The sequence below is a fragment of the Phyllobacterium sophorae genome (genome assembly GCF_003010965.1).
Taxonomy (GTDB): domain Bacteria; phylum Pseudomonadota; class Alphaproteobacteria; order Rhizobiales; family Rhizobiaceae; genus Phyllobacterium; species Phyllobacterium sophorae.
Genome location: NZ_PGGM01000014.1, coordinates 105,493 through 130,333 on the forward strand (window position 1 = coordinate 105,493; position 24,841 = coordinate 130,333).

Below are 24,841 nucleotides of genomic sequence, written 5' to 3' on the forward strand. Positions count from 1 at the left end.
TTCTCCCAGAAAATTTGTTTTGGGGTTCAGGCCACGGCGACGTGGCGCGCGTCCTCGATGATCATCCCGGCTGCCTTCTCGGCGATCATCAGGGTCGGCGAGTTGGTGTTGCCACTGACGATGGTCGGCATGACGCTGGCATCGACGATGCGAAGGCCTTCGATGCCTCGTACCCGCAGGCGGCTGTCGACAACGGCCATGGGGTCGGCATTCGTTCCCATCTTGGCGGTGCCCGCCGGGTGGAAGATGGTGTTGGCTATGTCGCCTGCGAGCTTCACCAGTTCTTCGTCCGTTTGGAATTGCGGACCCGGCTTCCATTCCTCCGGCTCGTACTTGCGCAGAGCGGGCTGGCTGGCGATCTTGCGGACCTGCCTCAAGCTGTCCACCGCGACTTTCCGATCCTCTGCTGTCGCCAGACAGTTCGGGGAAATCATCGGTGCGTCCTCCATCCGGCCGGAGCGGATTTTGACACTGCCGCGGCTGGTCGGATTGAGATTGCACACGCTCGCGGTCAATGCCGGAAAGTCGTGCAGGGGTTCGCCGAAGGCATCGAGGCTCAGGGGTTGGACGTGGTATTCGAGATTGGCATGGGCCTGGCTTGGGTCGGATCGGGTGAAGGCCCCCAATTGCGACGGCGACATGCTCATCGGTCCGGTACGCTTCATCGCGTATTCGAGACCGATCATCGCCTTTCCGATCATTGAATTCGCGATCGTGTTGAGCGTGCGCGCGCCCTTGAGCTTGTAGACGGCCCGGATTTGCAGGTGATCCTGGAGGTTCTCACCGACACCGGGCAGGTCGACCGCGATGTCGATGCCATGCTTTTGCAGGAGAGCGGCCGGGCCGATGCCGGACAATTGAAGAACTTGAGGCGATCCGACGGCACCTGCGGACAAGATGACCTCGCGGCGAGCCGAAAATCCAACACGGCGGCCGGAGTGGTGCAGGATCACTCCCTTGCAGACCTTGCCGCCATTCGGATTGGTGTCGATCACCAGCTTTTCGACATGGGCCTCCGTCAGGATCGTCAGATTCTTGCGGCCTCTCGCCGGGCGTAGAAAAGCCTTCGACGCATTCCAGCGCCAACCGGAGCGTTGGTTCACCTCGAAATAGCCGACGCCTTCGTTGTCGCCGCTGTTGAAGTCGTCTGTTCGGGGGAATCCGGCTTCGCCGGCCGCCTCGGCAAAGGCCTCGAGCACGTCCCAGCGGAGCCTTTGCTTCTCGACGCGCCATTCACCGCCATGACCGTGCATGTCCGAGAAGCGGCTGTTGCCGCCCGTCTTTGGGTCGGCCCCGCCGTCCAACCTATAATGGTCTTCGTGCGCCTTGAATTTTGGCAACACCGCGTTCCAAGACCAACTGTCGTCTCCAGTCGCCGTCGCCCAGGCGTCGTAATCGCGGGCCTGTCCGCGCATGTAGATCATGCCGTTGATCGACGAACATCCTCCGAGGGTCTTGCCGCGCGGGTAGCGGAGCGACCTGCCGTTGAGGCCGGGGTCCGCTTCGGTTTTGTAAAGCCAGTCGGTCCTTGGGTTGCCGATGCAATACAGGTAACCCACGGGAATATGAATCCAGGGGTAGTTGTCCTTCTTGCCGGCCTCGAGCAGCAGGACACGTGTGGAGGGTTCGCGGCTCAGGCGGTTGGCCAGCAGGCAGCCTGCCGTTCCAGCACCGATGACGATGTAATCGAATGAATCCTCAGGCATACCAAGCAAATCCAGATTTCCACCGCAGAAGAAGCGGTCTCCTCGATGCCAAAATCTGCCACGAAACTGACCATTCAGATATGGCGTAAAATATCATGTCGCCATTACTTTTTTCGATGGTAAGGTTATGGCTTGAGTACTGTACTTTAGGGATGTCAATGCGTGATCTGCCGCCTTTAAAGGCTCTTCGTGTATTCGAAGCATGTATTCGGCTGGGAACGTTCACAGCGGCTGCTAGAGAGTTGAACGTCGGTCAGCCAGCGATCAGCCATCAGATACAAGCGCTCGAGAATGACCTTGGCCTCACGCTGTTCGAGAGGAATGGCGGGGTCACCACGCCTACCGCCGATGCTCTCGCTTACCATGCAAGGATTACAGCCGCCCTTGCCGATATCGCGACCGCTACCCGATCATTGCGGGAGCGGGCGAAAGGACCCAGCCTGACGCTCGGCACCTATCCGGGCTTGGCGATGTTCTGGCTGATGCCGAAACTTGCGAACCTGCGAAACAGAGATAGTGATCTCTCAGTCAGGGTCGTGACCTCCGAACGCGATCAGCATATTTCAATGGACAGCGTCGACTGCGCAATCCTCTTCGGTGACGGTCATTGGAACGGTATGGAGGCCAGGTTGCTGATCCCGGAAGCGGTGGTCCCGATTGCGGCCCCCTCCGTCGCGACCAAGCTCGTTTCTCTGTCGATAGGGGACATGTTCATGCAAGGGCCGCTGATCCATCTCGACGACCCGGAGAGACGATGGTTTAACTGGAATGATTGGAAATCGCGCCGCGCTCCCCACGCAATTCGCGCTGCACCAGGCATCGAGGTGTCCAATCACGGCATTGCCATCCATGAGGCTCTGTTAGGGCACGGCATCGCTCTGGGATGGCGGGGTGTCATCGACGACCTGGTGTCAAGCGGCCTGCTTGTCGAGCTTGACCACGAGCCGCTGACCTCTGAGCGGGGCTACTACCTCGTCGGGCCAGAAAAATTCATGAAGTCGCATCTCGGCAGTGAACTGCTGGCCGCACTCTCCGCCAAGGCTATTCCAATCGTGACATGACGGTGGTGGCAGCCTGCACCATATGCGAGTTTCGGTGCAACTCGGGCCAGAGGCCAGGGTCCGCCACCCGTTAACGCATGTCTCGTATTTGGCGCGCAAAAGACATGACGCTACCGCATCGCTATGCCCGCTTTCGGCGGAGCGCGATGAGGGCCGATACGACCGATATGAGGGCGCAAAGCAGCCATCGCATTAGCACGCGTGCTTAGATTCTTGAACCTTCAATATGCTTGGGCAGTTTGTACAAAAATGGTGAGATACCGCGCGAGTTGCGCCAGACGTTTTGGCACGCAGTCCACCATTCAGTATAATGCGTTCAGTGGATAATCATTTTAATACAATACTTTAATAAGTATTGTAGACATCTGCGCTACAATGGAAATCGATGAAAATTGGCCTATTATCGGCATTTTCAAACGAAGGTTTGTTATCGCATTTTGGATTGAACAGCTTTTCGAATCCGAGGGAGTTGGAAGAATGTCGTCCCTTAGACTTCAAGTCATGACTGTAAGGCCAAGCGCGCGTCGTTTCGAAAAATTCGTTTGCTGCGATTATTGCGTTTAGTTTATTATGGATTATATTCAAAGGAAACGGATAAGGAAAAATAGCCATGACGGCCGCACTTACCACAAATCCACCATCCAAAGATGACGTGGAGCTTGCACGCGCATCAGGCCAGCGATTGGCTCCGTATGCGCGTAAAGGACTTGCTTTGACATTTCGCGTTCGAGATGCAGAGAACGAAGAAGCTATTGAGCTGCCGGCGGGGGCTGTGAAGCTGCTTATGGCCGTGCTCGAGGATATGGCATCGGGAAGAGCTGTTACGATCGTCCCGCAGAACGCTGAACTGACAACACAGCAAGCCGCTGACGTCCTGAACGTATCGCGTCCGTTTCTAATTGGCCTGTTGGACGAGAGGAAGCTACCATTCCGTATGGTGGGAACCCATCGCCGTGTTCGTTTCGAAGATGTGCTGAACTACAAAGAGGCGATCGACACGGAACGGCGCAAGGTATTGGGCCAGCTTGCAGCGGAGGCTCAAGAGCTTGGGATGGGATACTAAGCTTTGGGGACTTTCACGGCTTTCTTGGACGCAGCGGTCCTCTATCCGGCTCCCTTACGCGACCTGCTTTTGGAGCTTGCTGTTTCTGACCTGTGTCGCGCCAAATGGTCAAACACTGTGCATGATGAATGGATCAACGCTTTGCTCAGAAGCAGAGACGATCTTACCAGAGATCGGCTCGAGCGGACTCGCCACCTGATGAACGCCCATGTGCGCGACGCGCTTGTTACAGATTTTGATCAACTCATTGGCATTCTCCAGTTGCCGGATCTTGATGATCGCCATGTTCTGGCGGCGGCCATCAAGGGGCGGGCTGATTTGATCGTCACAGCAAATCTCAAGGACTTTCCCCGCAGCAAGCCCGCACCGTGGGGCATTGAAGCCCAACATCCCGATGAAATTCCTAACGCACCAGTTCCACCTTTCGCAGCCGCAGTTTCTGGCCGCCGTAAAAGCGGTTCGTTTACGCCTAAAGAACCCGCCGAAGACGGTCGAGGACTACCTTGATACACTTCGCGCGCAGGTGCCTCTTGGCTACAGTCAACGAGATCCAAGCATTTGATCAGTTCATTTAGTAGAGGATATTGACCTCACAATCTTGAAGCTGGTGGCAGCACAGGTGATGTTCTCGGCACGTGCTCCGAAAATCGCATAATGGCTCAATGGAACCGCAAAATTTCCTAATAATCATCCCGGACGGGATTATTCAGGGGCTTATTTGCGAGTCTCCAATAAATCATCCCGAGCGGTTCTTTTTGTAGATTTTTGCTATCAGCTCTGTTATAATCGTCCCGATAGGGATTATCCATGCAGACGATCATAGATAGTAAGAGCTTTGGACTTCTGATCCGTGCGGAGCGAAAAGCGCAGAAACTGACACAGGAGCAGCTCGCAGCGCTGACCGGGGTTGGGGTGCGTTTCGTGCGCGAGCTCGAAGCCGGGAAGGACAGTTGCCAGATAGGGCGCGCCCTACAGGTGGCGGCGACCTTAGGGCTGCGTATTACCGTCGGCAGTCGTCGGGACAGCGCGTCATGACGCATCTGCTGGACGTTTATTACAGGGAAGAGAAGGCAGGCGTGCTCAGCCAGGAAGATGGTGGCGCGCTCAGCTTCGCTTACGATGCTGGTTATCTAGAAGGAAGCAGATCCAGCGCCATCTCCTTTTCCATGCCGTTGCAGGAAGCGGCTTATGGAGACAGGATCGTTCGCCCGTTCTTTTCCGGTCTTCTGCCAGATGAAGGCGCGCGACAGCGCCTTTCGGGCGCGCTCGGGATTTCCTCAGGCAATACCTTTGGCCTTCTGGAGGTCATAGGCGGGGAATGCGCGGGGGCATTATCGCTCTATCCCGCAGGTGAGGCGCCGTTATCATCGGATGACGATGGCGTTGAATTTCTGAGCACGGAGCGGCTAGAGGAAATCCTTGGCAAACTGCGTGAGCGCCCTCTGTTAGGAGGTGAGGAAGGGGTACGCCTGTCCCTTGCCGGTGCGCAGGACAAGCTTGCTGTCTGTGTCGAGGGAGAGAGTATCGGGCTTGCCAAGGGCGGCCGTCCCACCACCCATATCCTGAAGCCCTTCATTCAGGCTCTCGATGGTACGGTCGAGAACGAACTATTCTGCCTGCGCCTCGCTGCGCGGTTGAGGCTTCCCGTACCCAACGTCGAAATGCGGCGCGGCGGCGCGATTCCCTTCCTGCTGGTCGAGCGCTATGACCGCGCGCGGCATGAAGACGGGACGATCACACGCCTCCACCAGGAGGATTTCTGTCAGGCCTTGAGCGTGCCGCCGGAGCTGAAATATGAGGCAGAAGGCGGGCCGGGAACAGAAGCGTCGCTGGCGCTGATTGGCCGTGCCACCGCGCGTCCCGCAGCCGACCGTCTCGGGTTCATCCGCATGCTCATTCTGCATTATCTTGTCGGCAATGCGGATGCCCACGGTAAGAACTACGCGTTGCTTTATAGCGGCGGGATTCCTGACCTGGCGCCGCTCTATGATGTCCTTTGCACGGCCGCTTACCCAAGGCTGGACAAAAAGCTCGCCATGGCCATTGGCGGGCGCGCCGTCCCCGACACGATACATTTACAGCAATGGCTCGCCCTTGTGCCTGATACGCGCGGGGCGCAGCGGCTCCTGGTCAAGGCCATCGCCGAACTCGCAGGGCGCATCGGCGGTCAAGCCGACGAGCTTCTCGCGGAGTTTGCCGAGGGCGGTATTAGTCATGAAATCCTCAAAGTCATTCGCGGCGTCATAGGGACGCGCACGGCGCATTTGCTGCGCATTATCGAATTGGCGTGAAAATTGTCTTTGGTCTCGCCGGGCGGCTTGAGCCGTTGATACCGGGCGGGCGGCCGGGCAACTTCCTGCTGTGTGCATGTAAGCATAATGCAGCGCCTGGCACCTTAGAATCTGCTGCTGTAACGAATCGAGTGCAAGTTGCTGCGAAGGCGAACAGGTTCACGCCTTGTTTCGGGTTTGTGCTGAAAAGATCGCATAATGGCCAGTGTGGAACTAATACTCCGAGAAGCGACTAGTGGGTCAGCCGTTCGTGTCCATTCAAGGCCAAGGGAAGTCAAAGTTAACTTTCTCATGAGCCACCAACCATTAGTTCGAGCTGATCTCTGGCACCGTTAGCTGAGCCAAATACGCATTATGCACCTTCCAGCATTGCGGCCCTTGAACAATCACTGAGCAAGTACCCTTGAATGACCGCGATGAGGACGGAGGCGTTCCGCGCGAGCGGGGTAGTCGGTCACGGTTAGCTTCTTCGCCAGCACCGGATCGTCGGCGGCATCGATGATGCGCAGGTGACCAAAGATCTTCAGACGCTGCCGGTGCGCATAGTCCATGAGGAACAGTGAGATACGGTCATTCGCCCGCACATTGCCCGTAGTGATGTATTGCCGGTTCCCGCGAAAGTCCGCGGAGCCCAGCATCAATGCATCGACGGTGGTGAGAAAGCCCGCGGGCCCGCCACGGTACTGGACATAGGCCATCCGGTGTCCGACACTGCCCAGATAGAAACCGTCACGCGCCCGGACGAAGGCCGTTTCTGACGGACCGAGGCGCTGGCTCTGCGCAGTATCGTCTGCGTGGCTGCGCGCCTATCCGCGCCCACTGCGCCGCGCTGCCATAATGCTCCTGTGCGGCCGCGACGGAGGCCGTCGTGGCGATACTGAGATATCTGGTGCTCATCCCGTTTGTTCCCTCGCGACCCGCTGGAGCGGACCTCAGTTCTGTAAGGCCCAGTCCGCCATCTGCCAGCGCATCTGCCCACGGTCGGCGACGACACGGCCGAGCCCTGGGAAGGGCATGTGCGTGGCGGCGATGAGCGCGCCTTCCGAAGCGGCGCGAGGAAAAAAGCGGTCGCGCATCGCTTTGGCCGCTGCAGGATCCTGTTCGAACAGGAAGAACACATCGGTCGCCCCGGGATGCACGACCGGAAAGATCATATCCGAAACCATGATGAGGCTCTGCCCGCTATCTTCGACCCGCACGCCGATATGGCCGGGTGTATGCCCGGTAAGGTCGACAATGGAGACCCCCCGCACAATCTCACGCTCGCCGTCAATCGCCTGGAGTTTCGGGTAGAGGCGCACGACCTCCCCCGCCATATGGAAGCTGGTCTGCAGATAATCGGGCGCGCCGCTGCGCTTGGCCGGGTCGGTCCAATAGGTGACGTCTCGACGATCGATGTAGAGTTCCGCCTTGGGGTAGTTGTTCTTGCCCCCGACGATCAGACCGCCCATGTGGTCCTGATGCATGTGCGTCACGATCACCGCGTCGATCTGGTCGCGCTGCAGGCCGAGCGCGCCCAGCGCCTGCGGCAGTGCGCCGGTCTGCCCGATCGAGCCCGCTGGACCGGCATCGATCAGGATGCGGCGCTCGCCATCCTCGACGAGATACTGGTTGAAGAGGAACCGCACGCCGCTCGGCCGGGCGGTGAACTGCGCGATTGCCGCCTGTTCGACCTCGGCCGCGGCGCGTCCCGGAAAATAGTCGTAGGGCATGTCGGCATACCCGTCCGTCAGGGCCGTCACCGTGAAGCGGCCAATGCGGATCTGCGCTAGCGGAGTAACGTTGACCGGCGTCTTAGCGGTATCCTGCGTCGCGGCAAGGGCTGGCGCGGAAGCGCCACCGATCAGGCCTCCCCCGAGGAGGCTCCCTCCGCTGAGGGCTAGAGGAAGGGCGCTGACAAAGACGCGACGTGACAGTTGAGGCATGACTTCCTCCGGATCATGGGAAATGCGGGGAGCCCGCCGGCGTCCCCTGGACGACATGAAAGCTATGATATCCACAACCAATAGGGTATCCTGCCATTTCGGGAACTTTCCTCTCAATTTCCGGAAGGATTCGATGGATCGATTTGAAGCGATGTCGGTGCTGCTAGCGGTGATCGACGCCGGCAGCCTCTCGGCCGGGGCGCGGCGACTGCATGCACCGCTCGCCACGGTCAGCCGCAAGGTCGCCGATCTTGAAAAGCACCTTGGTGTGCGCTTGGTCCTGCGCACCCGCCGCGGCCTCGCCTTGACGGAGGAGGGGCGCGCTTTCGTCGCCGCGTCACGTCGTATTCTTGATGAACTGGACGCGGCGGAGCGGCAGGCCAGCGGCGATTATGGCGCGCTGCGTGGCGGGCTGCACGTGACCGCACCGATTGCCTTCGGCGAGCGCCATCTGTTGCCAATTGCGCTGGAATTCCTGAAGGAGCACCCCGATATCAACCTGCGCCTGACCCTGGTCGATCGGCAGCTAAGTCTGGCGGATGAGCACGTCGATGTGGCCCTACGGATCGGGCACTTGGCGGACAGCGCGCTTATCGCAACGCGGCTAGGCGCCGTCCGCCGGGTGATCTGCGCGAGCCCCGACTATCTCGCCCGCCGAGGAGTGCCGCGTCAGCCGAATGACCTCGCCCAGCACGACGGCATAAGTTTCCAGGGCTTCGCGACCGCGCCGGAATGGCGCTACCGCCGGGACGGTGCGGCCTTTGCCGTCGAGCCCCGTTCCAAACTCGCGGTCAACACGACGGAGGCTGCCATTCAGGCTGCACTGGCCGGTATCGGCATTATCCGCGTGCTGTCCTACCAGATCTCCGATCAGTTGCGCTCCGGCGCACTGCAGGAATTGCTGACGGAGTTCGCACCAGAACCGCTGCCGGTGAATGTTATCCATGGACCAGCCGATCCCCTGCCGCTGAAGGTGCGGTGCTTCCTCGACTGGATCAGGCCCCGCCTACGCGCGCAGATGGCCTACTAGCGTCCCCGCTATCCAGGCGCGCCTCCGTTGATGGCGGTCAGGCGTACCGGTGCGAATGCTGCAAGGTAGCTCGCCTTCCCTAAGCACCTAACATGGCGGCTTGCCGGGAAAAGCCAAAGCGTTCTCTAGGACTGAAATGAGGGCGCAAGCAGTCGTCGTTCGTTTGGCTTCTTCATTTAGATCGCATAATGGCTCCTCTCGAACCGCAGTCTAAGAATGACGTATTCAGGGCTTCGGTGGTTCGGATCTTTTCAAGGCGTGGCATTTGAAGTGAGATTTCCAATGAGCCATGGATACCCATCATATACCCGTCTGCGGCAACTGAACTAATGCCATCTATGACCGAGATGGGGCCGTGAACGGACGTTCCGCTGCTAGGGAAGCCAACTCGAAAAAGCAGACATCCGAAGCGTCGGTGCAGGAAATGCCACCCAACCGATTGGAAATTCGCGAAGCCGCCTTGCGTCAGTAGGAGACGGAGATCAGGCAGACACGACGACGGATCGGTTGCAACTCGCCTCAGCGCTCGTTTCGGAGCAAGAGCCTTCCTGACAGGTAGCGATGCGCTCGGCCGACAGCAGGTTTGGGCGGAGCAATACTCGCGTCCTGTTCGGCTTCGACAACAATCCAACCCTTGTAACCGCCTTTGCGGACAAACTGGAACACAGGATCGAAATCCACGTCACCGTCACCCGGGACGGTAAACATGCCGGCCCGGACGCCGTCATTAAAGCTCATGTTGCCATCCCGTACCCTCGCTAGGACTTGAACTCTCACGTCCTTGAGATGAATGTGAGCAATTCGGTCGGCGAAACGCTCGATGAGGCGGGTGAAATCGAACCCCGCGGCGCGAGCGTGGCCCGTGTCCAACAGCAGTCCCACCTCCGGGCCGGCGGCGTCGAAGATGGCGCTGATTTCCTCGAAAGTTTCCACCACCATCATCAGGTGATGATGGTAGGCGAGCGTCAGCCCATAGGCGTCTTTGAGCCTTCTGGAAAAGGCGGTAAGTTTGGCGGCGTAGGGAACGATCTCCGTCGGTGCCAAGGTCAAGCGTTTCGACATCGGCGCGTCGAGTGGCTCTTCGGGATACATGCGGCCGCATTCACCGTAGACCATGACCTTCGCTCCCATGTCTCTGAGCAGGGAAGCGTGCGCGTGGACTTGGCTGAGCTCGAGATCGACGTCTCGATCGGCAAGGAAGCCCGAATACCAACCCGACGCTAGACGTAGATCGTGACGTTCAAGGATTGGACCAAGCACAGTGGCATCGCGTGGAAACTTTCGACCGAGTTCCACACCCGCGTAGCCTGCCGAACGTGCCTCTTCGAGACAGGTCTCGAGCGGGATGTTGTCGCCCAGGTCTTCAAGAACGTCGTTCGTCCAGGATAGTGGGCTTACGCCCAGCGAAACGCCCGGCGGAAGCTTCGATTCGGTCGAATCTGTCACCTGTTCTCTCCTACTTAAAGTTTCAGCCGAAACGGCGGCAAAGCTCGGCGCGGAAAATGCAGCGCGCCTCCGCAACGTCGCGGAACCCGATATGCGTTACAAATCGCGCAACGGTCGCCGCGGATACGCCGCAATCTTCGGCAATCGAAGACGTGCTCTCGAACGCCATGAGCTCCGGTTTTTCGAGAACCCTCTTCGCGACATTTTCGACGCGAAGAGGAAAGATGACCTGCCGGGACGCGATCGCCAGCTTCAACGCCTCAAAACTCGAAGGCGGACAATTCAAGGCGCGCATGTGCTTGCGCATGTTTCGGCACTCCCTTGCGGCCAGGCAACTTAGTTGATCAGCTTGACGGTCTTGCGCTCCGAAACCGAGCCGACGCAGGCGAGCGCGATGGCGAGAGCGTTGCGGGCGTCCTCGCCAGTCGGACCGGTAACCTCGCCGGTCCTGATCGCCTCCACGAATGCGGCGAGCTGGGCGGTGTAGCCGTGGACGAAGTGATCTGTGTCGCGCCGCCAGGTGTCATTCGACACGCCGTTCTTGTCGAACAGGGTCATGCTGGAACGACGCACGTCTCCCATGGTCACCATGCCGCCGGAACCAAAGACCTCGCCACGGATGTCGTAGCCGTACATGGCGCAGAAATTGGCTTCCGCGACAGCGATCGATCCATTGTCAAATCGGACCGTGACTACCGCAGTGTCATGGAAACCCTTGTCGGCGAAGTCCGGCCGGACCAGCGCATCGGCGACGGCCGTCACCTCGACCGGCTTGGCGCCTGGGTTTAGCCAAAGCAGCGTGTCGAAATCGTGGATCAGCGTTTCGTAGAAGATCGTCCACTGCGGAATTTTGGCGGGGTCAGCATCAAACGGACCGGGGTCGCGGGTCAGTGACCGGATCAACTGAGGGCTCCCGATCTTTCCGTCATCGATCGCTGCGCGCCCCTCGGCGAAGGCCTGATCCCAGCGGCGGTTGAAACCGACCTGAAGCGGCACCTTGCCCGCCCTGGCAGCGGCAATCGCGCGATCGGCATCCTCCAGCGTCAAGGCCATCGGCTTTTCGCAGAACACCGCCTTTCCGGCTTCGGCGGCTTCGACGACGATATTGGTGTGGAACCGCGCCGGGGTCGCGATGACAACGCCCTCGATGTCGCGATTGGCGAGCAGCTCGGACAAGCTCGTGTAGGCGTTCGGCGCGCCGAGTTCGGCGGCGAGCTTTTCGGCTGCTCCGGGTGCCGGGTCGGCGATGGCGACGAGATTGGCATCCACCAACCGGCGGGCGACGCTTTGGGCGTGGAAAGAACCGATGCGGCCTGCGCCGATGAGGCCGATGTTGACGGGACGATTGATGGACATGGAATGCTCCTGAAGAATGTGGTGCGTCTGATCAAATGGAGAAGGCGTTGCGGAAGCGGGTGAGCGCGAGTTCATCGTCGCTCTCCGGCCATGCTTCCATGCCGATCGTTCCGCGGTAGCCCATCGCGTCGAGCGCGACGGCGATTGCCGGGTAGTTGATCTCGCCCGTGCCCGGTTCCCTGCGGCCGGGTACGTCGGCGACTTGGATTTCGCCGATGTGGGGAAGCGCCGTGCGGCAAAGCTCGATCAGGTTACCTTCGCCAATCTGCGCGTGGTACAGGTCGAGATTGAGCTTGAGGGAAGGCCGGTTGACGGCTGAAACCAGAGCGATCGTGTCTGCCGCCTTTGCAAACGGCGTCTTCGGGTGATCCACCGCCTCGTTGAGGTTTTCGAGAACGAAGGTGACGCCTTCCTCTTCTCCAAGGTCCGCGATGCGTTTCAAGGTATCGGCGGCTTTCAGCCACATGGCTCCCGTGACGACCTCGGACTTCACGACAGGCAGGCCTTGCCCGTCGAGGCCCGTACCGTGCAGATTGAGGCGCGGGCAATTGAGCTCCTTGGCGACGGGAATGGAGAGGCGCGCCGTGCGCAGAAGTTCGTCCGCGCCTGCGTCGTCCGCCAATGTGCCGGTCACATATCCGGTCATTGACGAGAACGTGGCACCGGACCTGGCAATTGCTGCGATGTCGTGCTTCGTCCAGTCCCAGATTTCGGCCTGGAAGCCGAGCTCTGTGAGCCGCTTCAGGCGATTGATTACGGGCAAGGAGCGGAACACCATTTCAGCGCAGACGGCGAGCGTGAACGGCGACGATTTGGTCATCGTTGTCATGATTTCTTCCTGATACGTTCGAATTTAAATCGTGCCGCCGAGTTCGTCGGAGAGCACTTGCAGTTCCTTGCCCCCGGCCATGAGGTTCTGCAGTTCGTCGATGGAGATCGCGCCTTTCTCGTAGGTACCGAGGGTCTTGCCGCGATTCAAAACGGTAAAGCGATTGCCGACGGCGAAGGCATGGCGGACGTTGTGGGTGATGAAGATGACGCCGAGGCCGCTATTGCGAACCTGGTTGACGTATTTGAGCACCATCGATGTCTGGGCCACGCCGAGGGCCGATGTCGGCTCGTCAAGAATGAGAACCTTGGCTCCGAAGTAGACCGCACGGGCGATGGCGACGCATTGGCGCTCTCCTCCTGACAGCGTGCCGACCGCCTGCTGCGGATCGCGGATATCGATGCCGATCTTGTGCATCTCGTCGCGTGTCACGTCGTCCGCGAACTTCATGTCCATGCGCTTGAACGGGCCAAATCCCACCATCGGCTCGCGACCCATGAAGAAATTTCGCGTGATCGACATAAGCGGGATCATGGCGAGGTCCTGGTAGACCGTGGCTATGCCGGCATCGAGCGCATCGCGGGGGCTGTAGAATGTCGTCGACTTGCCGCCGACGATAAAGTCACCCGATGTCGGCTGGTGAACGCCCGCAAGCGTGTTGATGAGAGTGCTCTTGCCCGCGCCGTTGTCACCAAGAAGGCAAAGCACCTCTCTCGGCTTGACCACCATGGAAATGCCATTCAGTGCGATGACTGATCCGAAGTGCTTGGTAAGGTTCCTGACTTCGACCAGGGGAGTATCAATCGAGGACATCAGCGTTCTCCCGTCACGCGTTTGCGGATCACATTGTTGAACATGACGGCGACCAGCAGCATTCCACCCAGGAAGACGAGATACCAATCCTGATCGATCGATGTGTAGGTCAGGCCGATCAGCACCATCCCGAAGACGATCGAGCCCAAGAATGCGCCGATCGCGGAGCCATACCCACCCGTCAGCAGGCACCCGCCGATGACGGCCGCAATGATGGCCTCAAATTCCTTCTGGAATCCCCGCCGCGCGTCGGTCGATCCGGCGTCGAGCACAGTCAAGACGGCGACAAGCGTTGCGCAAAGGGCGGTGATGATGAACAGGACGGTCTTAACCCGCACCACAGGCACACCGGACTTGCGCGCAGCGCGTTCGTCGCCGCCGACGGCGAAAATCCAGTTGCCGAATCGTGTTCTCAAAAGAACCCATGTGGCCAGCAGCGCGATCACGATGAACCAGAGGATTTCGACCGGAATGCCGGACACCTGGGGGGTACCATTCGGAAACTTCGCGATCAGATCGTTCGAGGCGAGCCACGCGAACAGTCCTTGAAACGCATCGCCGGAAAAGATCGATGTAAGCGGGCTACCGGCGGCGGCTTCCTTCATACCCCGAAGCTGGGTGGCACCCCCGCTTGCCCACTTGAGGCCGACAAGCGTGAGGCCGCGAAGGATGAAGAGAAACGCCAGTGTTACAATAAAAGAAGGCAGTCCGGTCTTGATAACGATCTGGGAATTCACAACCCCGATGACCACGGCCATGAGGATGGCGATAAGGATCGCCACGCTCAACGGAACCTGCCAGACAACGAGGGCAGCGCCGAACACCAGGCCCGCAAACGCAACCATGGAGCCGATCGAGAGATCGTATTCACCACCAATCATCAGAAGAGACGCGCCGACCGCGAGGATGCCAAGTTGGGCGGCCGGGGCCATGAAGTTCATGATGCCGGCGAGCGTGAACATTGAAGGATTGGCGGTCAAGAGAAAGAAGACCGTTACGAGTACCAGTCCTGCCACCGCTCCGAGTTCTGGCCGACGAAGCAGCGTCGTGGCGACCGACGCCTTTTTCAACCGTTCGTCTGCGGGGGTCTTCTTGATTTTGTCATCTGCCACAATGGACATGTCGATATCCTTTGAACTGATATCCCGGGCATTGCGAGTGCTACCTTCAGATGTCGGACGGTCCCGGACGAAAAGGGCACTCAACTGCAAGCCGTTATGGAACTGAAAGAGTGTACGCCCTCCGCATCCTGGTGCGGAGGGCGCCGCGGACCCGCGTTAGCGGATGCCCTGGGCGGATTTCTCGATGACCTGCGCGGCCGCCTCCTGCGTCACAAAGCTCGGGCCAGATGCAACATTTCCCGCCGGGATCGTGCCGTATCGGGAATTGAGCGCCATGAAGGTGACCGGCAGATAGCCCTGAAGGTAAGGCTGCTGATCGACTGCAAAGAGTGCCTTGCCGTCGGCAACAGCCTGCAGGAAGCTTGCCGACAGATCGTAGGATGCGACCTTTACCTTGTCGCCATTGCCCATCTTCTCAACGACGGCGACAGCGCGCTCGCCGACCAACGGGGCCGATAGCCCGAGGACAAGGTCTATCGACGTATCGGACGTCAAGGCCGCCTGGATTTTGGCTTCAATCTCGGCCGGATCGGCAGAGGTCGGCAGGACCGTAACCTTGCCGCCAGCAAAACCTTCGGTAACACCCTGGCAGCGCTGATCGAGCGCCGCGTTGCCGACTTCCTGGTTGATGCAGAGAACATGCTTCAAACCCAACCCGGCGAGGCGCTCCCCAACGGTCTTGCCGGCCGAAAGCTCTTCCTGACCGACATGAAGTTTGATCCCCAGCTTCGAAGCCGCAGCGATGCCGGAATTCATGGAAATTACCGGAATGCCAGCAGCCACGGCCTTTTCAATAGCCGGGCCGAGCGCATCCGGATCCGGATTGGAGATGACGATGCCGGCAGGGTTCTGGTTGACCGCGGCTTCGATCAACTGGGACATGGCGACCATGTCGAATGTTTCAGGGGCTCGATAGTCGACTTTGACGTTGCTGTCCTTGCCAGCCTGCATCATGCCGTTCTTGACGATCGACCAGAATGGATCGGAGGCCTGGCCGTGGGTCACGGCGATGATGGAAACCTCCTGAGCGAGTGCCGAACCTGCAGCAGCGCCGAGCGCTCCAACAACTGCGACACCGAGCACGATTCTGCGAAGAAATGACTTCATTACAAACTCCTCCAAAACTGTCCCACGCCCAAAGCGCGAGAACCAACGAGCGCCGAGACGGCGCTTCCTCCCTACTTGCTACCGGGTGCATAGTTTTTGCTACCGGTAGCAAACGACATGCGTTATAAGATTGCTGTGCAGAAAAATCAACGGATCATTTTCGTATTCCGCAGAAAATGGAATAAACGTTCTGAAGCAGGGAGGGAGTTTGTATGAAGCGCGCAACGGCTCAGCACGTGGCCATCGAGGCTGGAGTCTCGAAGTGGACGGTGATCCGTGCGTTCACGCCGGGCTCTTCCATTACCGAGGTGAGCAAGGCCAAGGTTCTGGCCGCTGCCGAGAAGCTCAATTACCGCCCCAATCTTCTGGCGCGAAGTCTGGCCACCAGCCTCACGCATCAGGTCGCGGTCCTCGTCGATGACTTCGCAAACCCGTATAAACTCCCGTTTCTGGAAAAACTGACCGCCGCGCTGCAAGCCAAAGGGCTGGTCGCAATCCTCGTCAACATTAATGACCACTACAATCATGTTCACGCCATCCTGAATGCGGAGCAGCGCCAGGTCGACGCGATCATTTTGCTCGGGACGGCGTTTCGCGACGAGACTCTCAACGATCGGAAGCTCGGCGAGGGTAGCGCGCCGATGTTCGTGCTCGCCCGCGACAGCCAAATCGAGGGCGTACCGGCGGTTTCATGCGACACCGACGTTGCCATCGCGGAAATTGGCAAGCACCTCCTGGAGCGTGGCTATCATCGACCGGGCTTCATGTGTGGGCCGCGAACCCTCTCGACGGCTCTCGGCCGCCGCCGGAACTTCAAAGAATTCTGGAGGCGTGAACGCGACACCGACTTGCTGGAAATCGCGGCGGATCGCTACAGCGTCGATGCCGGCGCCGAAGCTGCGCGCCGCTATCTCGAGAAGACGCCCGCGACAGACCGTGTTGATGTCCTCATGTGCGAGAATGACGCTCTGGCTTTCGGCGCGCTCGACGTCATCCGCAGCGAGTTCAAGTTGAGAGTTCCGGAAGATATAGCCGTCGTCGGGTTCGACAACGCCGCATTCGCGGCGTCGCCGTCCTATGGACTGACAACCTATGAGCAGCCCGTATCCGAGATGGTCGATGCGGTAATTGCGATGCTCCTCGGCCAGAGGGAAAAGATCACCGTCAATATTCGCGGTCGGCTTGTGGTGCGTGCCTCGACCTAGTCTCGAATGCCAAAGCTACTTCGTCTGTCCTTCGCGTGGCTTCCGTCAATCTTGCCCGCGGAATCACCACTCGACGCAGATCTTGCCGAAATGGAATTGCGCCTTCATCTCCGCGGAGGCCTCGACCGGCAGGAACAAGGCGGCCGGATCACCCGTCAACCGCGAGAGGAAGAAGACCATGACGATCAGTCCGACGAGCGAGATTAAACTAGCCACGGCGCGTTTTCGAATGAACTCGCGCTGCCACCACTACAGAGTGTCGTTACTAGTCCGTAGTTTCGGGCGATGATGAGTTTGACTGTCCCCTGTGGACCACGGCTCGCAATCACACCTCTCAGGAACATTGTGTTGCGCTCCGGTCGGGCGGGGCAAAGGTTAAGGCCGTAGAAGACAGACTTCTCTTTTTCATCTGCCCTGTGCCCCAGTTTGGAGGACTATCGTGTTGAGTAATCTGTTGGTCGCGGCAATCAGCGCCCTTATGCTTGCAAGCTTCGAGCATTCCCCGTCTGGCGCGTCGATCGGCGCGGGCAACCCCTACCCCGTCAGCAACTACACGTGCCAGGACGGCACGCATTTGGCAGTGCGTCTCCTCGGTGATCGCGCTTCGGTATCCGTCAACGGCGCGACCCCGGTCGACCTGCCCTCCACGGGGCCAGACGGAACGACCTTTTCGAACGGCCAGCAGACGCTGACGATCGTACAGGGGCGCCTATCGTGGGGCGTTGGCCGAGCCGTGCCGTCGGCATGCACCGGCGGTTGAGCGTCTCGTTTGGCTGCAAGGAAAATTGATATGCAAAGACTGTTCCGTTCGGCCGCGCTCTGCATCGCCGGTTGCGGGCGGACTCAAGCGCCGCCCGAGCACACTGGTCGATTGCGCGGGAGCATTGCCGCAGAGGCCACGGGTGACGGTTCTGTTGCAAAGTTTCGTATTCTGGTGCGAATGATGGACGTCATCACCGTGGCGCATTTGGCTGATAGCAACGCAACGATAACGGCGATGAGTTGGTCCGATGACGTATGTTCCGAAGCACTGCCAGACGATTCACTGTCAGAAATGCAAATGCTGGCGAGAATCCGTCTGCGACAAGTTGGAGCATGGGGAACTCCGATTTTTCCTCGGTGTCACCCGTGAAGCTTGCGTAGCAGCCACCCGAGCCGGTCTTCAGGTGCAGTAGTGGTTAGTTCGACTGCTGGTCTGCTCGACACACCGCTGTTGCGGCCAGCCCTTACTTCGCTTGGCGTGTAGCCAAACGCCCCCCTGAATGCCCGGCTGAACTCTGAACCATCGCTGAAACAACGCTGCTCAGCGATTTCAATGATACGGCGTTTGTCGTTCGGGTCCGCCAATGCCGCGTGTGCATCGAGGAGACGCTGGTGCTGCAAGTAATGCATCACGCCACCGAACGGCTCGAACATCCGATAAAGCACTGAGCGTGAAATCGCGAGATCACGATGCAGGGCCTTGGCATTGAAAGATGGATCGAACAATTTGGAATGCACGATGCGGCGGGCACTTTCGAGCAACACGCGGGCAATAGGTGCCTGAGCCTCCTCGATATTGCCGGAAGAGGGTAGCACGCACGCCCGGATCATCGCCTGCGTCGCGCCCACCAGTTCAGGAAGATTCTCTGCCTCGACAGCTGGCAGCCGGTTGGCCAATCCTATGAAGTAGTCTGACAATAACCGGCCCATTGCCGTGTCGATCGCGGAGAACTCGGCAGCACCGAGAACATGTGCCGCCCCTGCGCAGAAGTCACGGGGAACAAACAGCATCAGCATTTCGCTATCTCAGGAATAGAAGTTGAATCGAAAGACGGTCGCTTCAATTGCAACGCGGAATATTCCGCGGCTGATGCTGCTGCCGCGTGTGCGAAGTTGTGATCAAGCGATGCATCCGAGGGCATAATCTCATCATAGGCATTCATAATTCACCCTTATGTTGTATCGGAACGACGTCAAAACAGGGCCCGCAGTCTCGTCGTTTAAACGAGATGGTGATACTTCGATCTATATCGGCTGAGCATCGATACTCAAAAAGTCACTGGAGTGAGAAAAAACGCAGCTACAAAAATGTATTTAATACAATCACAGAAGTCGGTTCAGTACGTAACCGTTACAAAACTAATTGCACAACTGGCAGGACGTCTTCCTTTGGACATTGAATATTAGGTTGAAGCTTTGTCAGGATTGTCGAAAGACTTGGCCGAAAGCAATACGGCCCCCCGGTGCCTTTTCGCAGTAGGCAATGAACGCGATGGCAACTCCAATGCACGCGCCCGGCACGCCCCACATAAAGCTCCAGAAGAACACCGAGAAAATGACGACGAAACGCAAGATCGCCAACGATGTGCCGATCAACAAGGGTTCAAGATAGCTCCCAATCAGGAACTGGATCAGGTTCAGTCCGACGAAGATTGCCACGGCCAGGCGAGTCTCGTGCAGTGAAGGCGAAAGACGGCTTCGCAATCGCGGATTCAGGGACATCAGGCGCATCGATTTGCCGCGGCCCCTTCTTCGTTCATCGCGCGTGGCGGCAGCAACCGCTTCGAAATCGCGATCAGGCAAAGGGATGGCCGCATTGTCGACATGCGCCGCATCAGCAGCAGCCAGGGCGACACCGCTCAATTGACGAGAAAACCGATCGCGAAGGCATTCGCGATGTCGATGAAAAAAGCGGATACTAAGGGCAGGATGATGAAGGCCATCGGTGCCGCGCCGTGGAGTTTGGTGATGGCCGTCATGTTGGCAATGGCTGTCGGGGTCGCCCCAAGGCTTATGCCGCTGAAGCCCCCGGCAATCACCGCTGCGTCGTAGTTGCGGCCCATCAGCGGGAATACAACGAAGAGTATGTAGGCGATCGCAGCGACTGTCTGAATAGCCAAAACGAGCAGAAGAGAGGATCCAAGCCCACCGAGTGTCCAGAGTTGCATGCTCATCAGTGACATTGCAAGAAAGATGCTCAGCGAAAGGTCGGAGACAAGTGCCAGCGCGCGGGTGCGCGTTGGCCAAAACAGCGCTGGCACAATTCGCGGAATAACATTGGTCAGAACGATCGCCGACAGCAGGCAGGCAACGAAGAGGGGCAGACGAAATCCCAAGTCGGCCAACAGCTCATCGACCGTATAGCCGATGAGGACGGCAACGTTGAGGACGAGAATGGTGCGGAGCAGCGTGATGTGGTTGAGGTCGTCTTCGATTGCTTCGTCATCCGGCAATCCGATCGACGGAGCCGCGTCAGGTCCTTTGAGCCGATAGCGGGAAATCAAAAGGCCCGCGACAGGTCCACCGACAAGGCTCGCAATGACAAGACCGAGTGTTGCCGCCGCCACGCCAATTTCCATCGCATTGGTGAGGCTGAACCGTTCGGCGAGAATGGGTGCCCAGGCTATGGTCGTGCCGTGTCCGCCGAGCAGGGAAGCCGAACCGAGGAGCACGGCAATGCCTTCAGGCAAATCAAGGGCCGCGGCGCTGCCGGCGGCAATGAGATTCTGGATGACGAGATAGACGAGCGTCAGTCCAAGAAGGATCATCAACGGCTTGCCACCTGCGATCAGATCGGCAACGCGCGCATTCAGGCCAATGCCAGTGAAAAAGTAGAGAAGCAGCAAGTCCCGCGCCGCGAGATCAAACGAGATCGCAATTCCCAAAACGCGATAGGCGAGGAGCGTTGCAAGGGCCGCGAGCAGACCGCCTGTCACTGCTTCGGGAATGTTCCACTTCCGCAATGCCGCGATCCGGCCGTTCAGTCCGGCGCCAATGAAGTATACGACAATCGCTATCGTCAGACTGACAAAACCTGGAAACTCGATGTTTGTCACTGGCAATCAAACCTCGTTCTTTGCTGAGCTTGTGCAGGGTCCTGTTAAAACAGGCTGCATGGCAACGCTGCTCGTCTTCGGGTCCTTGACGCGGAATGAGGCCACATAGCGGGCCCGCAGGAAGATCAGGGTGAGAACTGTTGCCACTAGGATATGGCCGGCAAGTCTGACGCTCTCGCCAAGCTTGCAATGTTCGACCGTAACGGTTCTTACGGGGCGAATGACCGGGGCGGTTTCCTTGGTCTCCTCCCGGCGTCCAGCATGCGAGGGAACCGCGATCACAAGGCCAAACACGGCGCCTAGCGCCCGTACCCTTCGCATTAACCAATTCACTGAAACCAGCATTCTCATGCACTCCAGGAACTCTCATAACATGGGACAAAACGTGTGTCTGAGGGGCAATTCGACTATAACGTCTGTCTATGGTTTGTGATTGTTCGAAAATCCCAATTGGCTGCTTGGAATCCCAATTTCCGGCGGGGCAGGGAGTGGCTAAAAATGCCGATCTGAATTCAGACAAAACACGAGCGCCTCGCTGTTTCGTTTACCGATGCTCATCAATTAAAAGTACATGCCTTTCGCATTTGCCTGCCGTTCTGGTGATCCTACAGGATCATATGGACCTGCGACACTCAAGTTGACGCAAAGTTGAATTCTATCAGAAAAAACCGGCTTCCAACGGCAAAGACAGACATGTGCAGTCGGCCTCAGACACTAACGATGCTGGTCTGAAGCTCGACCACCCTTTGATCAGCTTGACCTTGAAGCCGACGGAACCATCTTGATCGGCATAGTTTCCTGCTCGGTATAAGTTCCGGATCTGCACATCGATACTCTGAAGGTGAAAAGCCGGAATTTATCGGGAAGGCGGTCCCAATGAAGGTTGCTTGAGGTTCGAACCCCGTCAAGGCGCACATTGGAAATCACTCATCCAGACATGCTTTAAAGAGTAATTGTAGAATTCTAGGAACCAATCGGATTCTGTGGAAAATCCGCTCTCAAACTGTACAACGGTAATGAACCTGCCTAGCAGCATATCACGGAGAGCATAAGTTCTTTGGGACGGTTCAATACGGAGGTCTTTAGACGAGTGCCGATGCAACGTAGCTTCCGGTATCAAGCGTTTGATTGCAGGGTTCACAATTTAATGATTTCGCCCGATCGTGCCGCGTGTTTCACTGCCGAAATCACCCTGAGCGTGTTCAATCCCTCCCTGCCACTCACCAACGGCGGTTCTTCGCCCCGAATGACTTTGCAGAACTGCTGGATTTGCAGAGCAAGGGGATCGGCTTCATCGAATACGATACGGCTTTTATCCAATGGTACCCACCAGCTGCGCTTGCCCGCATTTTTCCAGAGGTCCAACGTAGGGATTGTGATCGATCCGTGGGTGCCACCGATAGCGTAGCAAGCTTCATCGACTTTTGGATATACGGGATTTTCTCCTGTCGTCATCTCCCAGCTCCAGGGCGCGACAACTGAATCCGAGACGGAGAGTGTCGCCAGCAAGCCGCTTTCGAACTCGAGCAGAATGACGGACGTCTCCTCGACAGCATTGCCACGCACGGCATTCGACTCGCGTGCCTGCACCGAAACAACCTCACCGAACAGGTACCGGAGATTGTCGACGTCGTGGATAAGGTTGAGAAATACTGGACCTGCGCCTTTCTGCCGCCGCCATCCAATGTCGAAGTAATCATCGGGCTTGAACAGCCAGAACATGGCGTTGACCACAAGGACGCGCCCGAGTTGTCCCGATTCGATGATTTCCTTGGCCTTTTTCATCAAGGGATTGTGCCGCCGATGGTGACCTACCAGAAGCGGCACATTGGCGGCTTCCGCGGCCTCAACCAGCCGTTCAGCGGACGCGAGATCATCGGCGATCGGTTTCTCGATCAATGCCGGGACTCCCGCCGCGACGCTTTCCAGGCCATTTTGAACATGTATCTGGTTCGGCGTCGCCACGATTATTCCGTCTGGGCGATCGACCTTCATGAGCTCGGCAAAGCTCGACACCCACCGGACGCCGTGCTCGGCGGCCAGCTCCTTGGCAGCCGGCGTGGGATCGACGACGGCAATCAGTTCGGCTTCTGGCTCACGGAACACGTGCCCGATGTGGCGCTTGCCGATTAGTCCGGCACCAAGTACCGCCAGTTTTACCTTGTTCGCCATCGTGGTTTTCTCTCTTCCGAACACGAAGCCAGCTTAGGCTTTTACCTGATTGATCAAATGCGCCATTCGCTGGATTGCGAATTGGTAGCCTTGCGTGCCAAAGCCTGCGATCACGCCGGAAGCGACACTCGAGATGTAGGAATGGTGGCGGAACGCTTCCCGCTTGTGGACATTCGAGATGTGGACTTCGATAATTGGATTGTCGAAGGTGTTCAATGCATCGAGGATCGCAACGGAGGTGTGGGTAAACGCGGCCGGATTGATCACGATGCCTGCCGCGTCCTCCCGCGCCTCATGTATCCAATCGATAATCTGGAACTCGGCATTGCTTTGCAGGAACCGAATGGCGAGGCTATGCTCGATCGCAACGCGGGTGCAATCGCGCTCCACATCTGCCAGTGTTTCATGGCCGTAGATCGCTGGCTGTCTTTTTCCAAGAAGATTGAGGTTGGGGCCGTTAAGCACGTAGACGAGTTTGCTCATGGTCGTTTCCTGTTGTTGAATGGGAATGTGAGGGAAGCCGCGCTTCCAGGAGAAAAGGGAGTGGAGATGCCGCACATCACCATCGAATACAGCCAAGGAGCAAAGGCGCGCGTGGATATCAGTCGGCTCGCGCAAGGAGTGCATGTTGCAGCGCGCGCCAGCGGCATTTTTCCGGCGAATGCCGTCAGGACTTTTGCGCGTGAAGCGACAATATCGTTCGTTGCCGACGAGCACCCCGAGAACGTCTTCGTCCAGATCGTTGCACGGGTCGCGCCCGGTCGGCCTGCGGACCTTTTGAAGCGAATTGCAGATCTGCTGTTCGCAGCCGCAGCTGCGGAAGCGGCCGAAGCACTTGAAGCTGGCCGGTTCGCATTGCGTGTGGACCTGACGGAGTCGGATCCCGCGCTATCGGCATACCGGAATACGCTGCCCACATAGTTTCCCTGCAACGGCCGCCGGACGTCGGCTAGGTTGCTTTTCGCGTCAAACATTGTGCTGTCGCGCATCTTCTGATGCGATGATCTCTGCAAAATGCCGCCTCATTCGTTCGGCATCGGGTTCTATCCCTGAAAACAACCTGAGAGCGCCGATGGCCTGGAAGACCGTCATGCCGCCACCGTCGAGCGTACGGCAGCCGCGTTCGCGGGCCAGTTTCAGAAGTGGGGTGACAAGTGGCATATAGACGATGTCGGCCACCCAATGTCTCGCATCCAGGGCGTGCGGTTCAACGGGCAGGCCCGGGTGGCTGCGCATTCCTGTTGGTGTCGCATGGATGAGTCCATCGGCATCCTTCATGGCGGATGCGACGTCGGAAATTGCATGTGCCCGCGCAGATCCAAAACGATCATTCAACTGCGCGGCAAGTTCCTCGGCGCGATGCGTGTCTCGATCGGAAATGGCAAGGCGTTCGATGCCGAGTTTCAACGCCGCGTGGGCAACGGCAACACCTGCGCCGCCCGCACCCAGCAGAACTGCATGGCGCTTGGCAATATCTGGCAGGCCACGCGTAAAATTCTCATAGAAACCGGACCAGTCAGTGTTGTGACCAAAGCGCTTGCCGTCGCGCAAGACAATGGTGTTGACAGCACCGAGAGCGGCCGCATCCTCGGATAGTTCGTGCAGATAAGGGATGACGAGCTGTTTGCAGGGATGGGTGATGTTCACCCCGGCAAAGCTTCGTTGTTCCACTTCGAGTAATAGGTCTTCCAGGTGGTCGGGCGATACGCCGCGCCGGGTAAGGTCGAACAGTTCGTAGTGGTAATCGAGCCCGTGCAAACCTGCCTCTCGCTCATGCAGGGCAGGCGATTTGGACATCTGGATATCCGCGCCGATCAGTCCCACCTGAATTTTTGGGCGGGGCATGGGCTTTTCAGAATGGTGAGACATCAGATTTCCAATAATTGTCAGACCGGGGC

At 58.3% G+C, this 24,841-nt stretch carries 25 protein-coding genes and 3 pseudogenes; 10 read left to right on the forward strand and 18 right to left on the reverse strand.

Annotated elements, in window-relative coordinates; all coding sequences use genetic code 11:
• Positions 1–26: 26 nt before the first annotated feature.
• On the reverse strand, positions 27–1,706 hold the full coding sequence (locus tag CU103_RS24290) for a GMC family oxidoreductase (protein ID WP_106666610.1): 1,680 nt from the start codon (positions 1,704–1,706) through the stop codon (positions 27–29).
• 158 nt (positions 1,707–1,864) lie between these two features.
• Between CU103_RS24290 and CU103_RS24295 the strand changes: the two genes are divergently transcribed.
• The 6 genes and pseudogenes from CU103_RS24295 to CU103_RS24315 all read left to right on the forward strand — a co-directional run bounded on the left by CU103_RS24295 (position 1,865) and on the right by CU103_RS24315 (position 6,121).
• Positions 1,865–2,767 carry a LysR family transcriptional regulator gene (locus tag CU103_RS24295; protein WP_106666697.1) on the forward strand — a complete coding sequence of 301 codons (903 nt, stop codon included), beginning with the start codon at positions 1,865–1,867 and terminating at the stop codon, positions 2,765–2,767.
• A gap of 610 nt (positions 2,768–3,377) precedes the next feature.
• Positions 3,378–3,830, forward strand: a complete 453-nt coding sequence (locus tag CU103_RS24300) for an excisionase family DNA-binding protein (RefSeq protein ID WP_106666611.1) — start codon at positions 3,378–3,380, stop codon at positions 3,828–3,830.
• Between the two features lie 69 nt (positions 3,831–3,899).
• A pseudogene (locus CU103_RS32980) lies at positions 3,900–4,109 on the forward strand (PIN domain-containing protein); the annotation flags it as partial.
• A gap of 115 nt (positions 4,110–4,224) precedes the next feature.
• Positions 4,225–4,392 (forward strand): VapC50 family PIN domain-containing toxin, encoded by a 168-nt coding sequence (locus tag CU103_RS32985; protein ID WP_483428619.1) that lies wholly within the window; start codon positions 4,225–4,227, stop codon positions 4,390–4,392.
• 245 nt (positions 4,393–4,637) lie between these two features.
• Positions 4,638–4,865, forward strand: a complete 228-nt coding sequence (locus CU103_RS24310; RefSeq protein ID WP_106666613.1) for a helix-turn-helix domain-containing protein — start codon at positions 4,638–4,640, stop codon at positions 4,863–4,865.
• Positions 4,862–6,121, forward strand: a complete 1,260-nt coding sequence (locus CU103_RS24315; RefSeq protein ID WP_106666614.1) for a type II toxin-antitoxin system HipA family toxin — start codon at positions 4,862–4,864, stop codon at positions 6,119–6,121. The genes CU103_RS24310 and CU103_RS24315 overlap by 4 nt, the downstream gene beginning before the upstream one ends.
• 386 nt (positions 6,122–6,507) lie before the next feature.
• On the opposite strand, the gene CU103_RS32890 is transcribed toward CU103_RS24315, so the two are convergent.
• Together CU103_RS32890 and CU103_RS24325 are read right to left on the reverse strand one after the other, a co-directional pair.
• A complete protein-coding gene (locus tag CU103_RS32890) occupies positions 6,508–6,819 on the reverse strand; it encodes a pyridoxamine 5'-phosphate oxidase family protein (protein ID WP_425350646.1) in 312 nt (103 codons plus the stop codon).
• Between the two features lie 234 nt (positions 6,820–7,053).
• Complete coding sequence (locus CU103_RS24325; protein ID WP_106666615.1) at positions 7,054–8,046, reverse strand: MBL fold metallo-hydrolase; 993 nt, start codon at positions 8,044–8,046, stop codon at positions 7,054–7,056.
• A 133-nt stretch (positions 8,047–8,179) separates the two neighbouring features.
• Between CU103_RS24325 and CU103_RS24330 the strand changes: the two genes are divergently transcribed.
• Complete coding sequence (locus tag CU103_RS24330) at positions 8,180–9,076, forward strand: LysR family transcriptional regulator (protein ID WP_280954625.1); 897 nt, start codon at positions 8,180–8,182, stop codon at positions 9,074–9,076.
• 519 nt (positions 9,077–9,595) lie between these two features.
• Here the strand turns inward: CU103_RS24330 and iolE are convergent.
• The 7 genes from iolE to CU103_RS24365 all read right to left on the reverse strand — a co-directional run bounded on the left by iolE (position 9,596) and on the right by CU103_RS24365 (position 15,748).
• Positions 9,596–10,522 carry a myo-inosose-2 dehydratase gene (gene iolE / locus CU103_RS24335; RefSeq protein WP_106666616.1) on the reverse strand — a complete coding sequence of 309 codons (927 nt, stop codon included), beginning with the start codon at positions 10,520–10,522 and terminating at the stop codon, positions 9,596–9,598.
• 22 nt (positions 10,523–10,544) lie between these two features.
• A complete protein-coding gene (locus tag CU103_RS24340; RefSeq protein WP_106666617.1) occupies positions 10,545–10,829 on the reverse strand; it encodes an RpiR family transcriptional regulator in 285 nt (94 codons plus the stop codon).
• Between the two features lie 29 nt (positions 10,830–10,858).
• Positions 10,859–11,878 carry a Gfo/Idh/MocA family oxidoreductase gene (locus CU103_RS24345; protein ID WP_106666618.1) on the reverse strand — a complete coding sequence of 340 codons (1,020 nt, stop codon included), beginning with the start codon at positions 11,876–11,878 and terminating at the stop codon, positions 10,859–10,861.
• Between the two features lie 31 nt (positions 11,879–11,909).
• Entirely contained in the window at positions 11,910–12,707 is a 798-nt protein-coding gene (locus CU103_RS24350) for a TIM barrel protein (RefSeq protein WP_106666619.1), read from the reverse strand.
• A gap of 24 nt (positions 12,708–12,731) precedes the next feature.
• Positions 12,732–13,520, reverse strand: a complete 789-nt coding sequence (locus CU103_RS24355) for an ATP-binding cassette domain-containing protein (protein ID WP_106666620.1) — start codon at positions 13,518–13,520, stop codon at positions 12,732–12,734.
• Positions 13,520–14,641, reverse strand: coding sequence for an ABC transporter permease (locus tag CU103_RS24360; protein ID WP_106666621.1), 1,122 nt, complete (start codon positions 14,639–14,641; stop codon positions 13,520–13,522). The genes CU103_RS24355 and CU103_RS24360 overlap by 1 nt, the downstream gene beginning before the upstream one ends.
• Before the next feature lie 156 nt (positions 14,642–14,797).
• The gene (locus CU103_RS24365; protein WP_106666622.1) at positions 14,798–15,748 is read right to left on the reverse strand and encodes a sugar ABC transporter substrate-binding protein; all 951 of its coding nucleotides are present in this window, start codon (positions 15,746–15,748) and stop codon (positions 14,798–14,800) included.
• Between the two features lie 212 nt (positions 15,749–15,960).
• Here CU103_RS24365 and CU103_RS24370 point away from each other — a divergent pair, with 212 nt between their 5' ends.
• Positions 15,961–16,953, forward strand: coding sequence for a LacI family DNA-binding transcriptional regulator (locus CU103_RS24370; RefSeq protein WP_106666623.1), 993 nt, complete (start codon positions 15,961–15,963; stop codon positions 16,951–16,953).
• 93 nt (positions 16,954–17,046) lie between these two features.
• Here CU103_RS24370 and CU103_RS24375 read toward each other — a convergent pair.
• A pseudogene (locus CU103_RS24375) lies at positions 17,047–17,184 on the reverse strand (ABC transporter permease); the annotation flags it as partial.
• Between the two features lie 208 nt (positions 17,185–17,392).
• On the opposite strand from CU103_RS24375, the gene CU103_RS24380 reads away from it, so the two are divergent.
• Complete coding sequence (locus CU103_RS24380; RefSeq protein WP_245448980.1) at positions 17,393–17,713, forward strand: hypothetical protein; 321 nt, start codon at positions 17,393–17,395, stop codon at positions 17,711–17,713.
• Positions 17,714–18,075: 362 nt separating this feature from the next.
• Here the strand turns inward: CU103_RS24380 and CU103_RS24390 are convergent, their stop codons facing one another.
• The 6 genes and pseudogenes from CU103_RS24390 to aroQ all read right to left on the reverse strand — a co-directional run bounded on the left by CU103_RS24390 (position 18,076) and on the right by aroQ (position 23,426).
• Positions 18,076–18,732: a helix-turn-helix domain-containing protein gene (locus tag CU103_RS24390; RefSeq protein WP_106666625.1), complete on the reverse strand. Its 657-nt coding sequence runs from the start codon at positions 18,730–18,732 to the stop codon at positions 18,076–18,078.
• Positions 18,733–19,134: 402 nt separating this feature from the next.
• Positions 19,135–19,377: pseudogene (locus CU103_RS24395) on the reverse strand (hypothetical protein); the annotation flags it as partial.
• Positions 19,378–19,574: 197 nt separating this feature from the next.
• Entirely contained in the window at positions 19,575–20,771 is a 1,197-nt protein-coding gene (gene gltS, locus CU103_RS24405) for a sodium/glutamate symporter (RefSeq protein WP_106666700.1), read from the reverse strand.
• Between the two features lie 6 nt (positions 20,772–20,777).
• Complete coding sequence (locus tag CU103_RS24410; protein WP_146147850.1) at positions 20,778–21,116, reverse strand: hypothetical protein; 339 nt, start codon at positions 21,114–21,116, stop codon at positions 20,778–20,780.
• A 792-nt stretch (positions 21,117–21,908) separates the two neighbouring features.
• Positions 21,909–22,943, reverse strand: coding sequence for a Gfo/Idh/MocA family protein (locus CU103_RS24415; protein WP_106666627.1), 1,035 nt, complete (start codon positions 22,941–22,943; stop codon positions 21,909–21,911).
• A gap of 33 nt (positions 22,944–22,976) precedes the next feature.
• On the reverse strand, positions 22,977–23,426 hold the full coding sequence (aroQ, locus tag CU103_RS24420) for a type II 3-dehydroquinate dehydratase (RefSeq protein ID WP_106666628.1): 450 nt from the start codon (positions 23,424–23,426) through the stop codon (positions 22,977–22,979).
• 66 nt (positions 23,427–23,492) lie between these two features.
• On the opposite strand from aroQ, the gene CU103_RS24425 reads away from it, so the two are divergent.
• Positions 23,493–23,864, forward strand: coding sequence for a tautomerase family protein (locus CU103_RS24425; RefSeq protein ID WP_106666629.1), 372 nt, complete (start codon positions 23,493–23,495; stop codon positions 23,862–23,864).
• Between the two features lie 45 nt (positions 23,865–23,909).
• Here CU103_RS24425 and CU103_RS24430 read toward each other — a convergent pair whose 3' ends face one another.
• Positions 23,910–24,788 (reverse strand): shikimate dehydrogenase, encoded by an 879-nt coding sequence (locus CU103_RS24430; protein WP_106666630.1) that lies wholly within the window; start codon positions 24,786–24,788, stop codon positions 23,910–23,912.
• Between the last annotated feature and the right edge of the window lie 53 nt (positions 24,789–24,841).